Genomic DNA, 17,947 nt, shown 5'->3' on the forward strand with positions numbered 1-17,947 from the left:
TGGCCGAAAGAATCTGGGGCCAATCCCCATCTGCCCGTTACTTCTTCTTCGCGGCGGCAGCAGCAGGAGCCTTGGCCGCGGCGCCCGCGGCGGCCGGAGCAGCCGCAGCCTTGGCGCTGGCGGCAGCAGGAGCGGCAGCGCTCTTGGCGGCTGCGGGGGCCGCCCCAGCAGCGGCGGTTGCCGGCGCAGCACCGGGCGCAGCCGCGCCCTCCACGCCAGCGGGCGCCTGTTCCTTTCCTCCCTTGGCCAGCTCAAGCTTGCGATGAGCCACTTTCGGCAGGCCGAATACGCTCTTGCTCTCGTCCCACCGCTCCTCTTCCTTGAGCTTGGCCAGCCGCTCGGCGCGTGTCAGCACATTGCGGTGACGGATCAGCGAATTGGCGCTCTTGAGGCTTCGATCCAAAGACATCGCGGTTTGACTCCCGACAGTTGACCACCTGAAGAAAACCCGACGGTGACAGTTCGCCACCGGGCAGACATTCACGTCAATCCCACAGTTCTGCGGGCGGGGATTCGGAGCCTTGGCCAATTCAACCCCCGCAAGGCCCCGCGGGGCGCAACGGCTGTCCCGTGTTCCATCCTGACGCTGTCAATGGGCGGTACAGGGCTCGAACCTGTGACCCCCAGCGTGTCATGCTGGTACTCTAGCCAACTGAGCTAACCGCCCGGGATCTCGCGACCATCTTTAGTATATGCGCCATGGGCCGCTGGACAAGGGGCGGGCCAAAGCCTCCCGTCGGGTGACTTCGTCGCCACGGGCAAAGCCAGGCGTTCCCCCGGATCGGGCGGGCTTTTCTTTTCAGGGGTGTGCGATATTCTCAGGCCAGCATGAGCAACAAGGTGCGGATTGCAATCGCCGGAGCCGCCGGGCGGATGGGCACGCGACTGCTGTCAGTGGCGCGACAGCAGGCCGACGTCTTCACGATCGTGTCGGCTATCGAGCGGGCGGGACATCCCATGATCGGACGGGATGCCGGCGAGGTTGCGGGGATCGGGCCGATGGGGATTGCCCTGACCGCCGAGCTGATCGGCGAAAGGCCCGACGTGTTCATCGACTTCACCGTGCCGCAGTCCACTCGCCACTGGCTGGGCGTTTGCCGCGACCGGGGAATCGCCATGCTCATCGGAACCACCGGGCTGGGCGAAGAGGATCAGGCCAGCATCGACCAGGCGGCCAGATACATCCCCATCCTTCAGTCGCCGAACATGAGCCTGGGCGTGGCGGTGCTGTTTCGTGTGGCGGGGGAGGTCGCGAAGCTGCTCGGCGACGAGTACGACATCGAGATCGTCGAGGCCCACCACCGCTTCAAAAAGGATGCGCCCTCGGGCACGGCGATGGGTCTGGCCGAGGCGATCCTGCGCGCGACGGGCAAGTCCGCTGAATCGCTGGTGTTCGCACGTCATGGGCAGGATTGTCCACGACAGCCCGGGCAGATCGGGATGCACGCGCTGCGGATGGGCGACGAGGTCGGGCGGCACACCGCTTACTTCGCTGCATTAGGCGAACGACTGGAACTGACCCACGTGGCCACCAATCGGGATACGTTTGTTCACGGCGCGCTGCGCGCCGCGCGATGGCTGGCGGGGCAGAAGCCCGGCCGATACCGCATCGCCGATGTGCTGGGCTTGAGCTGAGCAGACCCACAAGCCAGACGCAAGAGCATTGCGCACACGGTCCTCTGGTCGCTGTTCCGCGTGGCGCATGGATGAGATGAATGAGCCGGTCCAACAGGTCCTTGCCACGGCATTGACACATCACCAGGCGGGCCGCCTGGCGCAGGCAGAGGCGTTGTATCGACAGATCCTTCAAACGGATCCGCAGCATCCGGAGGCGATGCACCTGCTGGGGGTGGTGTTGCACCAGACGGGGCGTTCGGCGCAGGGGGTCGAGCTGATCGCTCGGGCGGTGCAGATTTCGCCGACGTTTGCGAACCTGAACAACCTTGGCGAGGCGCTGCGGCACCTGGGGCGAGTGGATGAGGCGATTGTCTGCTACCGTCGTTCGATCCAATTGAATCCCGCGGCGGCGGATGCATGGGGGAATCTGGGCAAGCTGCTGGCGCAGATGAACCGCAATGACGAAGCGGAAAAGAGCCTGACGCGCGCGGCACAGCTTTCGCCGCAGCGGGCGGATTATCAACTGCTGCTGTGCGAGGTCCGGAGGAAACTGGGAGATCCGCACGGCGCCGTGCAGGCGGGGCGGCGCGCGGTGGAGCTTCGCCCCGACTGGGCCGAGGCCTGGTCGGCGCTGGCGATGGCACTGGCACTGGCCAAAAAGCACGCCGAGGCGCTGGAGGCGGCGAATCGCTGCGTGGCCCTGGCGCCCCTGCGCCCCGAGGCGCACGTAAACCTGGGGTTCGTTCACGAGCGCGCCGGGCGCGTTGGCGAAGCCGAGCTGGCCTATCGCCGCGCGATCCAGATCGATCCGAACAGCAGCGCGGCGTACCGCAACCTTGCAGCGATGTGCGACTCGCGTGGCGACGTGGCCGGCGCGATCCCACTGCTGGAGCGGGCGCTGACCCTTGTGCCCAACGATGTGGAAGGATGGAACAATCTATCGTCGCTGAGGCGGCGGATGAACGACGCGGCGGGCGCGCTGGAGGCGGCGGAGCGGGCGTTGGCGCTGGCTCCGGGTCACCCCGCCGCACATGGCAATCGCGGGCTGGCGCTGCTGACCCTTGGCGACTACGAACGCGGCTTCGCCGAATACGAGTGGCGATGGCGCTGCGATAACTTCACCACCGCAGCGCGCGACTTTGGCCGGCCGCTCTGGGATGGCTCGGATCCTACCGGCAGAACGATTTTCGTTCACACCGAACAGGGCTATGGCGACACGATCCAGTTCGCGCGGTATGTGCCGATGCTGGCCGATCGCGGCGCCAAGGTGATCCTGGAGTGCAGCGTGCCGCTGCGAGCGCTGATGGGCAGCCTGCGGGGTGTCAGCCGAGTTGTTCCTACCGGCGTGCGCCCGCCAGACTTCGACCTGCACGTGCCGCTGCTGAGTCTGCCGCGCATTTTCCGCACGACGCTGGAGACGGTGCCGAACCAGGTGCCGTACCTGGGCGTCGATCCGTCGCGCCGACAGGCCTGGCAGAGCCGGCTTGCCGCCGCCGGCCCGGGGCTGCGCGTGGGGCTGGTCTGGTCGGGCAACGTCAAGCCCGATGCGGCCCGCACCTGCCCGATCGAGCACCTGGCGCCGCTGGCTCAAGTGCCGGGCATCAGCTTCGTGAGCCTTCAGAAGCGCGGCAGCGACGAAGCGCAACCCGAGTTCCCCAGGGGGATGCGCGTCCTGGATGTCGGCGATCGGCTCAATGATTTCGCCGATACGGCGGCGGCGATGCTCAACCTGGACCTGATCCTCACGATCGACACCGCCGCGGCGCATCTGGCTGGGGCGCTCGGATGCAGAACGTGGACGATGCTGCCGTGGGCGGCTGACTGGCGGTGGCTGCTGGATCGCCAGGACAGTCCCTGGTATCCGACGATGCGCCTGTTCCGCCAGCCCGGGCGCGGCGACTGGACTTCGGTCATCCAGCGGGTCGAGCAGGAACTGCGTCAGCTTGCTGCCGCAAGGCAATAGGCGGCCTTCGGTCCTTTTGTGTGACAGATTTCGCCCGCGGCCTGGTGTACACTAAGGTGTATGTCCAAGGCACATGTAGATCCCGCGGAGCTGAGGCGTTTTGCACAGGACCTGGCGCGGTTCAACAACGAGCTTCAGAGCCTGGTGGCCGGGCTGCACGCGCGCATGCGAAACCTGGAGACGACCTGGCGTGATCAGGAGCAGCGCAAGTTCGCCGAGGCCTTCGAGGTGACGGTCAAGGCGCTGGCGAATTTCCTCGAGGCATCGCAGCAGCACGTGTCGTTCCTCGGCAAGAAGGCGGCGCTGATCGAGGAATACCTCAAGCAAAGGTAAGACGTGAGCGAAGGTGTACGAGTCGAATCGATCGATGCGCTGAAGTACTTCCGGGTGGCGCTGATCAAGTTCGCCGAGGCCGCCAACACGGCGCTGGGCGACGCCGAGTCCGAGGCTCAGGCGACGCTGCGCTGGCTGGAGGGGGAGATGCTGTCGCACTGGCAGACGCAGATCCGCAAGCGGCACGACATGGTCGAGCGCTGCAAGGAAGCCGTGCGGATGAAGACGCTGTTCAAGGATGCCTCGGGGCGTACGCCCTCGGCGGTGGAGGAGGAAAAGGCGCTGCGGCTGGCGCAGGCGAAACTGGCCGAGGCGGAACAGAAGCTGGCCAGTGTGAAAAAGTATACGCGCGTGCTTCAGCGCGAGCTTCAGACGTACAAGGGGACAATTCAGCGCTTCGCCACGACCCTGCAATCGGATATCCCGGTGGCGGTAGCGACTCTGGGATCGCTGATCGAATCGCTGGAGCAGTATGTGTCGCTGGCGCCGGCGGGGGAGTTGGCGGCGGACGTCGCCAGCGAAACGACCGCACCGACGCCTGCTGCTTCATCGGAGCCGACGCAGCCAGCCCCACAGGCCGAACCGAAGCCGCAGCAACAGCAGTGAGGAAGCAACCATGGGCGTATATGAAGGTCGCGGCGCGCTGAGCAAGGCGCTCAAGCAGCTCGAGAACAAGTGGGCCGAGACTAAGATGTCCTGGGACGACTCTCGCGCCCGCGAGTTCGAGGATCGGTTCCTCGTGCCGCTTCAGCAGGACCTGCGCAATGCCGTGGGGGCCATGGATCAGTTGGCGGTGCTGCTGACGCGAATCCGCAGCGAGTGCGGGCCGGACTGAGCAGGCGCCGGGACATCCGCCACTGAGGCACGGAAACAGGCATCGACACAGCACACCGGGATGAGATGACAACAACGACACAAACGACGGTGGTCACGGGGCGAGTTGCTGGCGTCGGCGAGGACGACGCGCAGCGGGCGGCGCTGCGCGATCTGGTGAAGCTGTCGGCGGATTGCGCGGCGGCGGAGATCGAGATCGAACGCACGCACCGCGCGCAGGTGCAGGCGGCCAACCGGCAGCTCGAGACCGCGCTGGCGGAGATCCAGCAGCGGCATGATCAGCTCATGCAGGAGGCTCAGCAGCAGTACGAGCAGCGCGTGGCGGAGATCACGGCGCAGCACGCCGCGGCGATGGCGGACCAGCAGAACTACGAAACCACCTCACGCAGCCGCTTCGAATACGAGCACGACGCGATCGAAAACGACCTGAAAAACAAGCTCCAGCAGGCGATCTGGCTGGCCGAAAGCGTCTTCGAGGCCACGCAGAACCAGATCGCCAAGGAGTACCGCAAGGCCAAGGAGACGCACGCCAGCCAGCTCGAGGAAGCCGACGCGATGGAGAAGCGTTCGCTGGAGTTGCTGGCATTGTACGGGCGTCGCGACCTGGCCGAGGAAGCCGGCGCGGCACCGCCGGCCGCGGCTGAGGCTGCGGATGCGACGACCGCGCCGGTGCAGGCCGAGCCAGCGGGGCAATCCTCGCCACAGGTGCCACCCGGCACCTTCGAGACCCATCGCGATGCGGTCAGGCTTGGGCTGGCCCAGCTAGGGGGGCTTGCGATTCCCCGGCTGTTCGTGGGGATGCGCCCATACCTGATTCTGGTGGGGGCGATGCTGCTCAGCGGGATTTTCTCGCAGCTCGTCGCGGGCGGGTTGCCGTATCTGAGCTACGGGCAGGTGCAGTGGCGGCCGGGCGTGATCGGATACGCGGTCGGCACGGCGGTGGGGTTGTGTCTGTCGGCGGGACTGGTCTTGCGACTGATCGGCAACGCGCAGGTGAGGCGAGTGTACCTGCCGCTGCGCGAGTCGCTGGATGCTGCCCGGCGCGCCGCCGACGCCCAGCTTGAAGACGCCCGTGCCCAGCGACAGCTCAAGACCGTGCGGGCTACCAAAAAGCGCGAGATGGAGATCCAGGCCGCCAGGGACCGCTTCGGCCCGTTGCTGGCGCGTGCGGCGAAAAACCGGGCGGCGGCGATGCAGTCGATCAACGCCGATTCGGCGCGGCGTCGGGCGGCGATCGAGCAGAAGCGCGATGAGGCGATGTCGCAGGCATCGGCGTGGCTGGCGCAGCGACAGCAGCAGATCACGCAGTCGAGGCAACTCGAGCTGTCCGAGGCGCGGCAACGCCACGAGCAGGCACTTGGCGACAGCCGGCAGCAGTATGATCGCGCCCGCGCTGAGCTTCAGCAGCGATGGACGCAGGGACTGATCCGGATCCAGCGCCCCATCGAACAGCAGGCCGGCGCCGTGGACGAGCAGCAGGTGCTGCTGGACTGGGAGGATCCGCGATGGCAGGCATGGTCGCCGCCGCGAACCTTTCCCCGCCGCGTGCGTTTTGGCGAGCTTCATGTGGACCTGAAGCAGATTACGGATCAGGTGCCCAGGGAGCTGTCGCTGCCGCCTTCGTTTTCGGTGCCGGCGGCGCTGAGTGTTCCGGACAATGCCTCGATGGTGATCCATACCGACCACGCGGGGCGGGCCGAGGCGATCCGCACGCTTCAGATGCTCATGGCCAGGCTGCTGACGCAGTTTCCGCCTGGCAGAGTCCGCTTCACCATCATCGATCCGGTGGGGCTTGGGCAGAACTTTGCGGGATTCATGCGTCTGGCGGACCACGATGAGGCGCTGGTCACCAGCCGCATCTGGACCGAGACCGAGCACATCGAGCAGCAGCTTGCCAATCTCACCGAGCACATGGAGACGGTCATCCAGAAATATCTGCGCAACGAATTCGCGACGATCGACGAGTACAACGCGCAGGCCGGGGAGCTGGCTGAGCCCTATCGCTATCTGGTGGTGGCGGATTTCCCGGTGGGGTTTGAAGGTGACGCTTTCCGTCGGCTGAACAGCATCGCCTCCAGCGGCGCCCGCTGCGGTGTGTTCACGCTGATCCTGCGCGACACGCGCAAGCCGCTGCCGGCCGGAGCGCACCTGGACGAAATCGAATCGCACAGCGTGAACCTGGTGCGAAAGGGCGATCGGTTCGTCTGGAAGGATGAGATCTTCAGGCAGTTTCCACTGACGCTCGATCCGCCGCCCAGCGAGCAGTTCCTGACCCGCATTCTCGACGAAGTGGGACGGCATGCCAAAGAGGCCAAGCGTGTCGAGGTTCCGTTCAGCGCGATCGCCCCGCCGCCGGAGAAGCTGTGGAGTGGCAGCAGCCGTGATGAGTTGCAGGTGCCGATTGGTCGGCTTGGTGCGACTCGGCTACAGTACCTGAGGCTTGGGCGCGGCGTGGCGCAGCACGCGCTGATCGCGGGCAAGACCGGCTCGGGCAAATCGACGCTGCTGCACGTGCTGGTGACGAACCTGGCGCTGTGGTACCACCCGGATGAGGTCGAGTTTTATCTTGTGGACTTCAAGAAGGGCGTGGAGTTCAAGACCTACGCGACGCACGCGCTGCCGCATGCACGGGCGATTGCCGTGGAGTCGGATCGCGAGTTCGGGCTGAGCGTGCTTCAGCGCATCGACGCGGAGCTGGCCCGCCGCGGGGAGATGTTCCGCAGGCTTGGCGTGCAGGACATCGCGGCCTATCGCCAGGCGTCCGGGCAGCGGCTGCCGCGGACGCTGCTGATCATCGACGAGTTCCAGGAGTTCTTCAGCGAGGATGACAAGCTGGCGCAGGAGGCGGGGCTGCTGCTGGATCGGCTCGTGCGGCAGGGGCGCGCGTTTGGTATCCATGTGCTGCTGGGATCGCAGACGATCGGCGGAACGTCGGGGCTGGCGCGCAGCACCATCGGGCAGATGGCCGTGCGGATCGCGCTTCAGACCAGCGAGGCGGACTCGCAGCTCATTCTGGGCGATAACAACTCCGCGGCGAGGCTGCTGTCGCGTCCGGGAGAGGCGATCTACAACGACGCCGGCGGGCTGGTCGAGGGCAACAGCCCGTTCCAGATCTCCTGGCTTTCCGAGGACGAGCGCGAGCTGCATCTGGATCGGGTTCGTCAGCTTGCCGGGCAGCAGGATGGCAATGGCAAACCCGAGCCGATCGTCTTCGAGGGCAACGCGCCGGCGGACATCACGAAAAACAAGCGGCTGGCCAGAGTGATCGAGCGGCCACCGCCGCCGGGCGTGCCCACGGCGCCGCAGGCATGGCTGGGCGAGCCGGTGGCGATCAAGGATCCGACCAGCGTCGTGCTTCGCCGTCAGGCTGGGGCAAACGTGCTGATCGTCGGACAACACGAAGAGGGCGCGATGGCGCTGATGTCGTCGATGATCCTGAGCCTGGCGGCGCAGCACCCCAAGGATGCGGCCAGGTTCTACCTGCTCGACGGCACGCCGGCCGATTCTGCGCTGGCCGGGATGCTGCCGCGCGTGACGGCGGCGATTCCCCATGACGTGCGGCACGTCGAGTGGCGCGCCGTCGCCGATGCCATGGCCGAGCTTGGCGGGCAGATGCAACAGCGTCAGGCGGCCGAGCATCATCTGGACCTGCCGTCGATCTACGTGTTCATTTACGGACTTCAGCGATACCGGATGCTGCGAAAGAGCGAGGAGAGTTTCAGCTTTTCGATGGATACGGATGCGGCGGAGAAAAAGCCCCAGCCGGACAAGATCTTCGCCGACCTGCTTCGCGAGGGTCCGGGGCTGGGGATTCACCTGATTGCATGGTGCGACACGGCGGCGTCGCTGGATCGGACGCTGGATCGCGGCTCGATGCGCGAGTTCGACCACCGCGTGCTGTTCCAGATGTCGGCGGCGGATTCGAGCAACCTGATCGATTCGCCGAATGCCAATAAGCTGGGCTTTCACCGGGCGCTGGTCTACAGCGAAGAGCAGGGCGTGATGGAGAAGTTCCGCCCGTACGCGCTGCCGCCAAAACAGTGGCTGGAGCAGGTTCGCACGACGCTTGCGGCGCGATGAGAAGGGAATTGATCGCGCGCTGGTCGGACACGGAAGGCATTGAACGTGTTGCAGTCTGCGAGCTGCGATCAAAAGTAATCCGCATCGGCGGTTGCTCGCATGCGATTTGACTTTCACCGGGCGATGCTCCTGGATCCGGACACTCATCCGTTGCGTTATCTACCGGGCGCGGCGATCGTGCTGTCGTTGATGTACCTGGCATCACGGGGTTTGCGCGGGGATCGCCAGTGGCGATGCGTATTTTGGGTCTCCGGGATCATCGGTGCGGCATCGTCGATGGTGATGGTGGCGGCGGGGATTCCGCAGGCAACGAAGCATGATTGGAGCGCCGCGCGGCTGGCGCCCGCAGCCGCTTGGATCAGGGGATACGAGCTGTATTATCCGCACAACCAGGGACCGATGCTCGTGCAGATGTACGGACCGGTGTCGGCGATGCTGTACGTGCCTGCGGCGTTGGCATCGCGCCCGACGCCCGCCATCCTCATCGGCGTGTTCACAGGGTTGGCCTCGTACGCGCTGCCGGCGGCGTGGTTCCTCTTGTGGAGCAGGCGCGATCGTGGCCTGAGCATTGTCGTCATCTCGATCGTCGCGTTCGTTCTGATCAGTTCCAGCCAGTTTGTTCTTAGCGAGGCCGTCACGCGGGTGACGATCGATGCGCCGGCTGTCGGGTTCTCGCTGTGCGCCTTTGCGATGCTCGCCGGGGCCGGGCAGTCGCTGCACGTCAGAGCCTTCTTGAGGTTGGGCCTGTGGTGCGGCGTGTTTGCGGCGATGTCAATCTGGACGAAGCTGACGCTTGGGCCCGTGGTCGTGGCAATGGCGCTGTACGTCTGGATGCTGGTCGGACGGCACCGTGCAGCGATGTTCGTGCTGGGCATGGCAATCAGCGGCGCAGCGGTAAGCGCGATTCTGCTCTTGTGGTTCGGGCCTGCGATGCTGTTCCAGATGCTCGTGGTCCCGTTGAATCAACCGTGGCAGGTTCCGGAGTTGCCCGCGCCCCTGGCGCTTTGGCACGCGGTGCAGTGGTTGTGGTACTGGTCGAACCCGGTCGGATGGATCCTGTTGGCGGGCCTGGTCATCGCCATCGGTGTAAGTCGGCCGGACCCAGCCCGGTGGCGCGAGTGGCTCGATGGCAATCCATGGATCCTGCCGATGCTCGGCGCGGTGTGCGTGCTGCCCACATCGGCGATCGCCAGCGCGAAGTGGGGCGGGGCATGGAATAACGCGGTGCCAGGGGCCAGCATGGCGCTGCTGGCGGCGGTGGGAGCGCTGGGCAACGCCGCATCACGTGGCCACTGGGATGCACCCAACCGGCCCGGTCTTCCTCCGCTGGGTCGCCTCGCACGCGTTGCGCTGTTGGGGCTGGTTCTGGCGGCCTGTTGGATTCCTGTGAGCGGATTCTCCCAACTCGTTGATGGACTGCGCACATGGAAGCGGCTGAGCGACAACGATCACGAAGCTGCCTTTCGTTACGCCAGGGAACACCCGGGCGAGATCTACTTTCCATGTCATCCGCTTTCGCCGTTGCTGGCGGAAGGTAAGGCGTATCACTTTCAGGCCGGACTGGACGATCTTCGCGTCGCGGGACTGGCGATGAGCGAGGCGAACTTCCGCGCCTGGCTTCCGCCGCGGATGCGAGCGGTGGCATTCCGACCCCGCCAGGCGCAATGGGTCCGGGACGTGCTGGCGCGCCTGCCGGAGTTTCGCAGGATGGTGCGGATTCCTGAGCTTCACGAGTGGATCCTCTTGACGCGTGACGAGTAGTATGCGGTGGTTGAGTGCTGCCATCGCCTGTCACTCCTGGCGATGTGATAATCTCTTGTGCTTGATGACTGCCGCGCAGTTTGAAATGACTATCGCCAACGATGTCCGGCACCGTGCCGATCCGTGGCAGGCTCACGATTGATGAAAAAAAGGGGTCGGGAGTCTTTTCGGGCGGGGCGGAAAAGACTCCCGACCCCTTTTTCGCTGGACAAGCGGCGGGCGCTGCGCACAATGCCCGCCGACAAAGCTATGCATCAGCCAATCTCTCTGCGTTGTGAATACCTGGTCAATCCCCTGGGGATCGATGCGCGGCGGCCGCGGCTGTCGTGGGAGCTTTCCGATCCGCGTCGCGGGGCGCGGCAGAGCGCCTACCAGATCGTGGTCGCCAGCTCGCTGGCCCGGCTGGGCAGCGATCAGCCGGACCTGTGGAACAGCGGCGTGGTCAGCTCCGATCAATCGATCCACATCGAATACGCCGGCACCGAACTCGCTTCCCGCCAGCGGTGCTACTGGAAGGTTCGCACATGGGATGCGAGCAACGAGCCGTCGAGCTGGAGCGAGCCGGCGTGGTGGGAAATGGGATTGCTTCAGCGCAGCCAGTGGAAGGCCAAGTGGATCGGCGCCCCGATCGTCGGCGGGCCGTATTCGATCCCGCCGGCGGCGTATCTGCGGAAGCAGTTCAGGCTGGACGGGCAGGTGAGCTGGGCGCGGCTTTATGTGACGGCGCTGGGGTTGTACGAGTTCGAGATCAACGGGCAGCCTGTGGCGGACTACGTCTTTGCGCCGGGGCGCACCGAATACACCAAGCGCGTGCCGTACCAGGTGTTCGACGTGACCGGGATGCTGCGGAGCGGGGAAAACGCCTGCGGCGCGATCCTGGGCGACGGCTGGTACTGCGGACACCTGCACAGCGATCCGCGGCAGACGTATGGCGACCGACCCCGCCTGCTGGCGCAGCTTGAGGTTGGCTTGGCCGACGGATCGACCCGCACCATCGTCTCGGATGAGACATGGAGCGCCGGCGAAGGGCCGATCCGCTCGTCGGACATGCTCATGGGCGAAGATTACGACGCGCGCCTGGAGATTGCAGGGTGGAGCTCGCCTGCGGATGCTTCTGTCCAGCCTTCGGCAGGAGTGCGGACAGAGGCGGTGAACGGCTGGCGTGCGGCGGTGGTATTCGACGATCCGGGGATCGAGCTGGTGGCCCACCGCGCACCGCCGGTGCGGCGGATTCAGCTCCTGAAGCCGATCGCCCCGCCGAAGGCGTCGGCGAACCGCAGGCGGCACATCTTCGATCTGGGGCAGAACATGGTGGGGCGGGTGCGTCTGAGGGTTCGCAACGCGCGGCCTGGACAGACCATCGAGCTGCGACACGCCGAGATGCTCGACAAGGACGGCAAGCTCTACACCGCGGCGCTGCGCACGGCGCGGGCGACGGATCACTACACGACCCGAGGCGGGGCCGAGGAGATCTACGAGCCGCGATTCACCTTCCACGGCTTCCGCTATGTCGAGGTGCGCGATTATCCGGGTCGAAACCCGACCGCCGACGATCTGGTCGGCGTGGTCGTGCATTCCGACGCCACGCCCACCGGGCAGTTCGAATGCTCCGACCCGATGATCAATCAACTCCAGAGCAACATCGTCTGGAGTCAGAAGGGCAACTTCATCGATATCCCCACCGACTGTCCGCAACGGGACGAGCGACTGGGATGGACCGGCGATGCGCAGGTCTTCATCCGTACGGCGGCGTTCAACATGGACGTGGCCAACTTCTTCACGAAGTGGCTGCGTGACATGGCCGACTCGCAGGGCGAGGACGGGCGCATCCCCTCGGTGGTGCCGCATGTCAGGAGCATTCACGACGAAGGGGGGCCGGCCTGGGCGGACGCCGCGGTCATCTGTCCCTGGATCATTTACCTCTGCTACGGCGACAAGCGCATCCTGGAAGACTGCTGGCCGATGATGAGCCGGTTCATGGATTTCCTCCAGGCCAACTGCGTGAATGACATCCGCGCCGACGAGCACTGGAAGTGGCGGGGCTATGGCGACTGGCTGAGCATCAATGCCGAGACGCCGCATGATCTGATTGGCACGGCGTTTTACGCGCACTGTGCAAGGCTGATGTCGAGGATGGCGGGGATTCTCGGCAAGGAGCGCGAGCAGGCGAAATACGCAGAGCTATTCCAGCGCGTGCGTCGGGCGTGGCAGAGGAGGTTTGTCACCGCCGACGGGCTGATCATCGGACAGACGCAGACGGCTTATGTGCTGGCGCTGCACTTTGACCTGCTTCCTGAGGAGCTTCGCCCCAAAATCGTCGATGCGCTGGTGCGGAACATCGAGTCCCGCGGGATGCACCTTTCCACCGGCTTCGTCGGCACGCCGTACCTCAACCACGTGCTGACGCGTTTCGGGCGATCGGATGTGGCCTACGCGCTGCTGATGCAGAAGACCTACCCGTCGTGGCTGTATCCGATCACGCAGGGCGCCACAACGATGTGGGAGCGATGGGATGCCTGGACGCATGACAAGGGATTCAGCGACACGGGGATGAACTCGTTCAATCACTACGCCTTTGGCGCCGTGGGCGAGTGGATCTACAGCACGATCGGCGGGATCGACCTGGATCCGGAAAAACCGGGATACAAGCACATCCTGATCCGCCCCACGCCCGGTGGGCAGATCACCTGGGCAAGGGCGGCGCTCAAGTCGGTGCATGGGCTGATCGAAAGCGCCTGGCGGATCGAGGGCGAGCGGTTCAACCTGAACGTCACGATTCCGCCGAACACCACCGCCACCGTGCGCCTGCCGACGCGCGACGCCAACTCGGTGACCGAAAGTGGCCAGCCGGCGGCGCAGGCGGAGGGGGTGCGGTTCATCGGGTCTGCCGGCGGGTTTGCGACCTACGCCGTCGCCGCCGGCAAATACCAGTTTGCATCGAATCTGTGATCGGCCCGGCGACAGCGCGCCCCTGCGGGTGGGGGGGCATCCCTGTTCGGACCGGTCCGGCAATCCCCAAAGTGGGCTTTTGCGTGTCACGGGGGCGTGGGGGCGCTGTTGGGTAGAGTGTCGAGTTCGTGCCGCAGGCCGCCGCCGGTTAAAATTGTCGCTATGGGCGAATCGGTGAAGCAGCGAATCGAATGGCTCCGCGCGGAGCTGAATCGACACAATTATCTTTACTACGTCCTGAACAAACCGGAGATCAGCGATCAGGAATACGACCGGATGCTCAAGGAGCTGGAGGAGTTGGAGCGGCAGCACCCGGAGCTGATCACGCCGGACTCGCCAACCCAACGGGTGGGGGGGCAGCCGATCGAGGGCTTCCGCACCGTCGAACACGCGGTGCCGATGCTCAGCATCGACAATACCTACAACGAGCAGGAGCTGCGCGCTTTCGACGAGCGCGTCCGCAAGGGACTGGGCGGCGAGCCGTACCAGTACGTCGTGGAGCCCAAGATCGACGGAGTGGCGGTGAGCCTGAGATATGAGAATGGGCTGCTGGTGCTGGGGGCAACGCGAGGCGACGGCCGGCGGGGCGATGACATCACCGCCAACGTCCGCACCATCCGCTCCGTGCCGCTGCGGCTGTCGGCTGCGATCCGGCCGCGGGCAGAGGGCCGCGCGGAGCGGCCCGCAGTTCAGATCCCCCGCATCCTGGAGGTCCGCGGGGAGGTGTACATGGAGAACGACGTTTTCCAGGCGATCAACCGCGAGCGGCTGGCGGCCGGCGAAGAGCCGTTCGCCAATCCGCGCAACTGTGCCGCCGGCACGCTCAAGCAGCTTGATCCGAAAGTGGTGGCGGCGAGGAAGCTGCGGTTCGTCGCGCACGGGTTTGGGCAGGTCGAGCCGCTGTGGTGCGACAGTTACTGGGACTGCATGCATATTCTTCGCGACCTTGGATTCCCGCTGCCACAGGATTTTGTCCGCTGCGACAACATCGATCAGGTCATCGCGAAGGTCGAATCGTTCGCAAAGGTCCGCGGAAAGCTGCCCTATCCGACCGATGGCATGGTGATCAAGGTCGATTCCTTCCGGCAACGCGAAAAGCTGGGGGCTACCAGCAAGGCGCCGCGGTGGGCGATCGCGTTCAAGTATCCGGCCGAGCAGGCCCAGACCGTCATCCGCGCTGTTGACTGGCAGGTGGGCAAGGGCGGCACGCTGACTCCCGTGGCCAGGATGGATCCGGTGTTCGTCGGCGGCACCACCGTCTCCAACGCCAGCCTGCACAATATCGAACAGATCGAAGCCAAGGACATCCACATCGGCGACACGGTGGTGATCGAAAAGGCCGGAGAGATCATCCCACAGGTGGTTGCGGTGATTCCGGAGAAGCGTCCGAAGAACGCGAAGAAGGTAACGGCGCCGACGAAGTGCCCCAGTTGCGGCGCGAAGGTGGAGAAAGAGCCTGACACCCCGTATATCCGCTGTGTCAACCCGGCGTGTCCGGCGCAGCTTCGCGAGCGGTTGCTCTGGTTCGTCGGGCGCGGACAGATGTACGTCGAAGGGCTTGGGGAGCACATCATCGATCAGCTCATCGCCGCCGGCAAGCTCAAAACCTTCGCCGACCTGTACAAGCTGACCGAGGCCGACATCGCCAACCTGACCAGCAAAACCGAGAAGGACGGCAAAACGATCATCCGCAAAGTCGGCCAGAAGAATGCGGCCAAAATCATCAAGAACATCGAATCGACCCGTTCACTGGGGCTGGATCGATTGCTGGCGGGGCTGGGCATCCGACACGTGGGCAACCGGGTGGCGTATGTTCTGGCCAGCCACTTCGGCTCGCTGGACGCCATCGCGTCGGCGACGAAGGAACAACTGGCCGCGGTTCACGAAATCGGCCCGGTTATCGCCGAATCCGTTTACGACTTCTTCCACAACGAGGCGGGAATCAAGGCGATCAAGGCGCTCAAGGCCGTGGGGATCGATCCGAAGATGCCCAGGCCCGAGGCAGCGGGCGGCGAGCAGCCGCTGGCGGGGCAGACGGTTGTCGTTACCGGTACACTCAAAAACTTCGACCGCAAACAGATCGAGGATCTGATCCAGCAGCTCGGAGGCAAGCCCGCCAGCAGCGTCAGCAAAAACACCAGCTTCGTCATTGCCGGGGAGAACCCCGGCAGCAAGCTCGAGAAGGCCAGGCAGCTTGGCGTCCCGGTGCTGAGCGAAGAGCAGTTCCTGAAGAAGATCGGACGGGGATAGACGATTGGGCGCGGTGCCGAGTGCGCCAGCGGCGCACTGTTCGGCCATAAAGGTTGGGGATCTTAACTTGTTCTCAATCCCCGCGGCGGGTGCGCCAGCGGCTTGTGACGCTCCATCGCCAGATGACCTGGACACCAATGTAGCCTGCCATCGCGAGCAGGACCCCGCTGGTGATCGCGCCCACGTACATCGGCCGCCAGATCTCGCTCAGATGTTCCGATAGGCTCTGCCAGCTCCACTCGAAATCCAACTCGCTGCGTGGTTGCCGCAGCAGCAGCCGCCCGAAGTGATAGTTGGCCCACAGCACCGGCGGAAGCGTGAGGGGATTGGTAAGCCAGATGAGCAACAGGCTGATGCCGAGGTTGGCGCGTACGGCGACGGCACAGGCGGCGCCCGGAATCATCTGGAACGGCATCGGGATCACCGTCCAGAACAGACCGACGACCGCGGCACGCGAAACCGACCGGCGGTTGAGGTGCCAGAGGCTGGGTTGATGAAGGACGCGCCCGAACACACGCAGCAACGGGCTGCGCAATGCTCGTTCGCGGCGGGGCATGTATCGCTTGAAGAACTTGCGTGCCATCGTCGAGGAGATTAGCCGATTTCGTTCACGGCCGTCTCGGCCGTACAGATTGCGATTGGCCTCGGGAAATCTCTCGTATCGCGACTTACGGCGGCCGTATCGCTCGAGGCACGGGCGGGACGCCCGTGACACCGTCGCGCAACGCGCGCCGGAACAGGAGCATCACAGCACCGTGGTCACGACCTGCTGCACCTGGGCGATGAGTCGCTCGGCGGTGGCGCGGTCGGGCGCCTCGGCGATGATCCGCATGATCGGCTCGGTATTGCTGGCGCGGACATGTACCCAGGCACGCTGTCGCTCCCAGTCGATGCGGATCCCATCCTGAGTGTCGATTTTCTCCGATGCAAAGTGCTGCTTGAGCGCTTCGACTGCGTGCTGGGCATCCTCGCGCCGGCAGGCAAACTTCGTCTTGACAATCTCGTACCGCGGAATCTGCGACACAAGCTGCGAGATCGTCTTGCCCGTGGCGGCCATGAGCTGAAGCACATACGCCATCCCCACCAGCGAATCCCGTCCCGGGACGATCCGCGGATCGATCACGCCGCCATTGCCTTCGCCTCCGATCGTCGCGTTTTCCCGGAGGATCGCTTCGACGACATTGGCCTCGCCCACGGGCGTGCGAACGACGCGCGAGCCGTACATCGAGGCGATGTCGTCGATCATGCGGCTGGTCGAGAGGTTGGTCACCGCCACGCCGGGGCGCTTGCTCAGCAGCCACATCGCGCACAGCGCCAGCGAATACTCCTCGCCGATGTATCGCCCGGTTTCGTCGATGATCGCCAGACGATCGGCGTCGGGATCCTGGGCAAAACCGACGGCGGCGCGCTGGCGTTTGACCTCGGCGGCCAGGGCGGTCAGATTCTGCTCAGTCGGCTCCGGATCGTGCGGAAATCGCCCGTCGGGAGTGCAGTTCAGATGCACGAGCTGCGCGCCAAGCCTGTTCAGCAGCGTCGCGGTGGCCACGCAACCGGCGCCGTTGACGCTGTCCAGCACCACCTTGTATCGCCTGCTGGAAATCCCCAGCACGTCCACGTGATCCAGCACGCGCTTCACGTGCAGGGCATGGGTCTCGCTGTTGTGCGTCGGCGGAACCAACTGCTCGACACGTACGTAACTGGTCCGCTGCTCGTGAAAGTACTGCCTGATCTGGTTTGCGATCGTCGCCGGCGGAGCGATCCCCCCGGCGGTGAGGAACTTCAGCCCGTTCCACTCGATCGGATTATGCGAGGCGGTGCACACGACGCCCGCGTCGGCGCCCAGATGCCGGACCATCATCGCCACGCCCGGCGTGGTGACGATATCCAGGTCGATGACCTGGAGCCCGGAAGCGACCAGTGCGCTGACGGCGGCGTCGCGAACCCACACGCCGCTGGGGCGCGAATCACGCCCCAGCACGACGCGATGATGTCCGCCGCCGGATGGTTTTGTGTTCTGTTTGATCCACGCGGCGAACGCGGCACTCATCTGCGACACCACCGCGGGGGTGAGCGTGCCACCGACCGTGCCACGCATGCCGGAAACGCCGATCATCAATGCTTCCATGCCCGAAATCCCTTGTGGTCCAATGTCGTCGATGC

12 protein-coding genes and 1 tRNA gene are annotated in these 17,947 nt (G+C 65.1%); 9 read left to right on the forward strand and 4 right to left on the reverse strand.

Annotated elements, in window-relative coordinates; all coding sequences use genetic code 11:
* Nucleotides 1-37: 37 nt before the first annotated feature.
* Together ACQS5P_RS17930 and ACQS5P_RS17935 are read right to left on the reverse strand one after the other, a co-directional pair.
* Nucleotides 38-409 (reverse strand): small basic protein, encoded by a 372-nt coding sequence (locus ACQS5P_RS17930; protein ID WP_428937992.1) that lies wholly within the window; start codon nt 407-409, stop codon nt 38-40.
* 184 nt (nt 410-593) lie between these two features.
* A tRNA-Val gene (locus tag ACQS5P_RS17935) sits at nt 594-667 on the reverse strand.
* A 161-nt stretch (nt 668-828) separates the two neighbouring features.
* Here ACQS5P_RS17935 and dapB point away from each other — a divergent pair.
* The 9 genes from dapB to ligA all read left to right on the forward strand — a co-directional run bounded on the left by dapB (nt 829) and on the right by ligA (nt 15,787).
* Nucleotides 829-1,635: a 4-hydroxy-tetrahydrodipicolinate reductase gene (dapB, locus tag ACQS5P_RS17940; protein WP_428937993.1), complete on the forward strand. Its 807-nt coding sequence runs from the start codon at nt 829-831 to the stop codon at nt 1,633-1,635.
* 76 nt (nt 1,636-1,711) lie between these two features.
* Entirely contained in the window at nt 1,712-3,580 is a 1,869-nt protein-coding gene (locus tag ACQS5P_RS17945) for a tetratricopeptide repeat protein (RefSeq protein ID WP_428937994.1), read from the forward strand.
* Nucleotides 3,581-3,640: 60 nt separating this feature from the next.
* On the forward strand, nt 3,641-3,913 hold the full coding sequence (locus ACQS5P_RS17950) for a WXG100 family type VII secretion target (protein WP_428937995.1): 273 nt from the start codon (nt 3,641-3,643) through the stop codon (nt 3,911-3,913).
* 3 nt (nt 3,914-3,916) lie between these two features.
* Entirely contained in the window at nt 3,917-4,519 is a 603-nt protein-coding gene (locus ACQS5P_RS17955; RefSeq protein ID WP_428937996.1) for a hypothetical protein, read from the forward strand.
* Between the two features lie 10 nt (nt 4,520-4,529).
* Complete coding sequence (locus ACQS5P_RS17960) at nt 4,530-4,748, forward strand: hypothetical protein (protein WP_428937997.1); 219 nt, start codon at nt 4,530-4,532, stop codon at nt 4,746-4,748.
* Between the two features lie 65 nt (nt 4,749-4,813).
* On the forward strand, nt 4,814-8,827 hold the full coding sequence (locus ACQS5P_RS17965; RefSeq protein WP_428937998.1) for an FtsK/SpoIIIE domain-containing protein: 4,014 nt from the start codon (nt 4,814-4,816) through the stop codon (nt 8,825-8,827).
* Nucleotides 8,828-8,926: 99 nt separating this feature from the next.
* Nucleotides 8,927-10,588: a hypothetical protein gene (locus ACQS5P_RS17970; RefSeq protein ID WP_428937999.1), complete on the forward strand. Its 1,662-nt coding sequence runs from the start codon at nt 8,927-8,929 to the stop codon at nt 10,586-10,588.
* Nucleotides 10,589-10,837: 249 nt separating this feature from the next.
* The gene (locus tag ACQS5P_RS17975; RefSeq protein WP_428938000.1) at nt 10,838-13,537 is read left to right on the forward strand and encodes a glycoside hydrolase family 78 protein; all 2,700 of its coding nucleotides are present in this window, start codon (nt 10,838-10,840) and stop codon (nt 13,535-13,537) included.
* Between the two features lie 162 nt (nt 13,538-13,699).
* Nucleotides 13,700-15,787 (forward strand): NAD-dependent DNA ligase LigA, encoded by a 2,088-nt coding sequence (gene ligA / locus ACQS5P_RS17980; RefSeq protein WP_428938001.1) that lies wholly within the window; start codon nt 13,700-13,702, stop codon nt 15,785-15,787.
* 73 nt (nt 15,788-15,860) lie between these two features.
* On the opposite strand, the gene ACQS5P_RS17985 is transcribed toward ligA, so the two are convergent.
* Complete coding sequence (locus ACQS5P_RS17985) at nt 15,861-16,370, reverse strand: DUF2062 domain-containing protein (protein ID WP_428938002.1); 510 nt, start codon at nt 16,368-16,370, stop codon at nt 15,861-15,863.
* Between the two features lie 162 nt (nt 16,371-16,532).
* Nucleotides 16,533-17,912: a phosphoglucosamine mutase gene (glmM, locus tag ACQS5P_RS17990; protein ID WP_428938003.1), complete on the reverse strand. Its 1,380-nt coding sequence runs from the start codon at nt 17,910-17,912 to the stop codon at nt 16,533-16,535.
* Nucleotides 17,913-17,947: the final 35 nt, after the last annotated feature.

Origin of the sequence: Fontivita pretiosa (genome assembly GCF_050410795.1) — a bacterium.
Lineage (GTDB): Bacteria > Planctomycetota > Phycisphaerae > Tepidisphaerales > Tepidisphaeraceae > Fontivita > Fontivita pretiosa.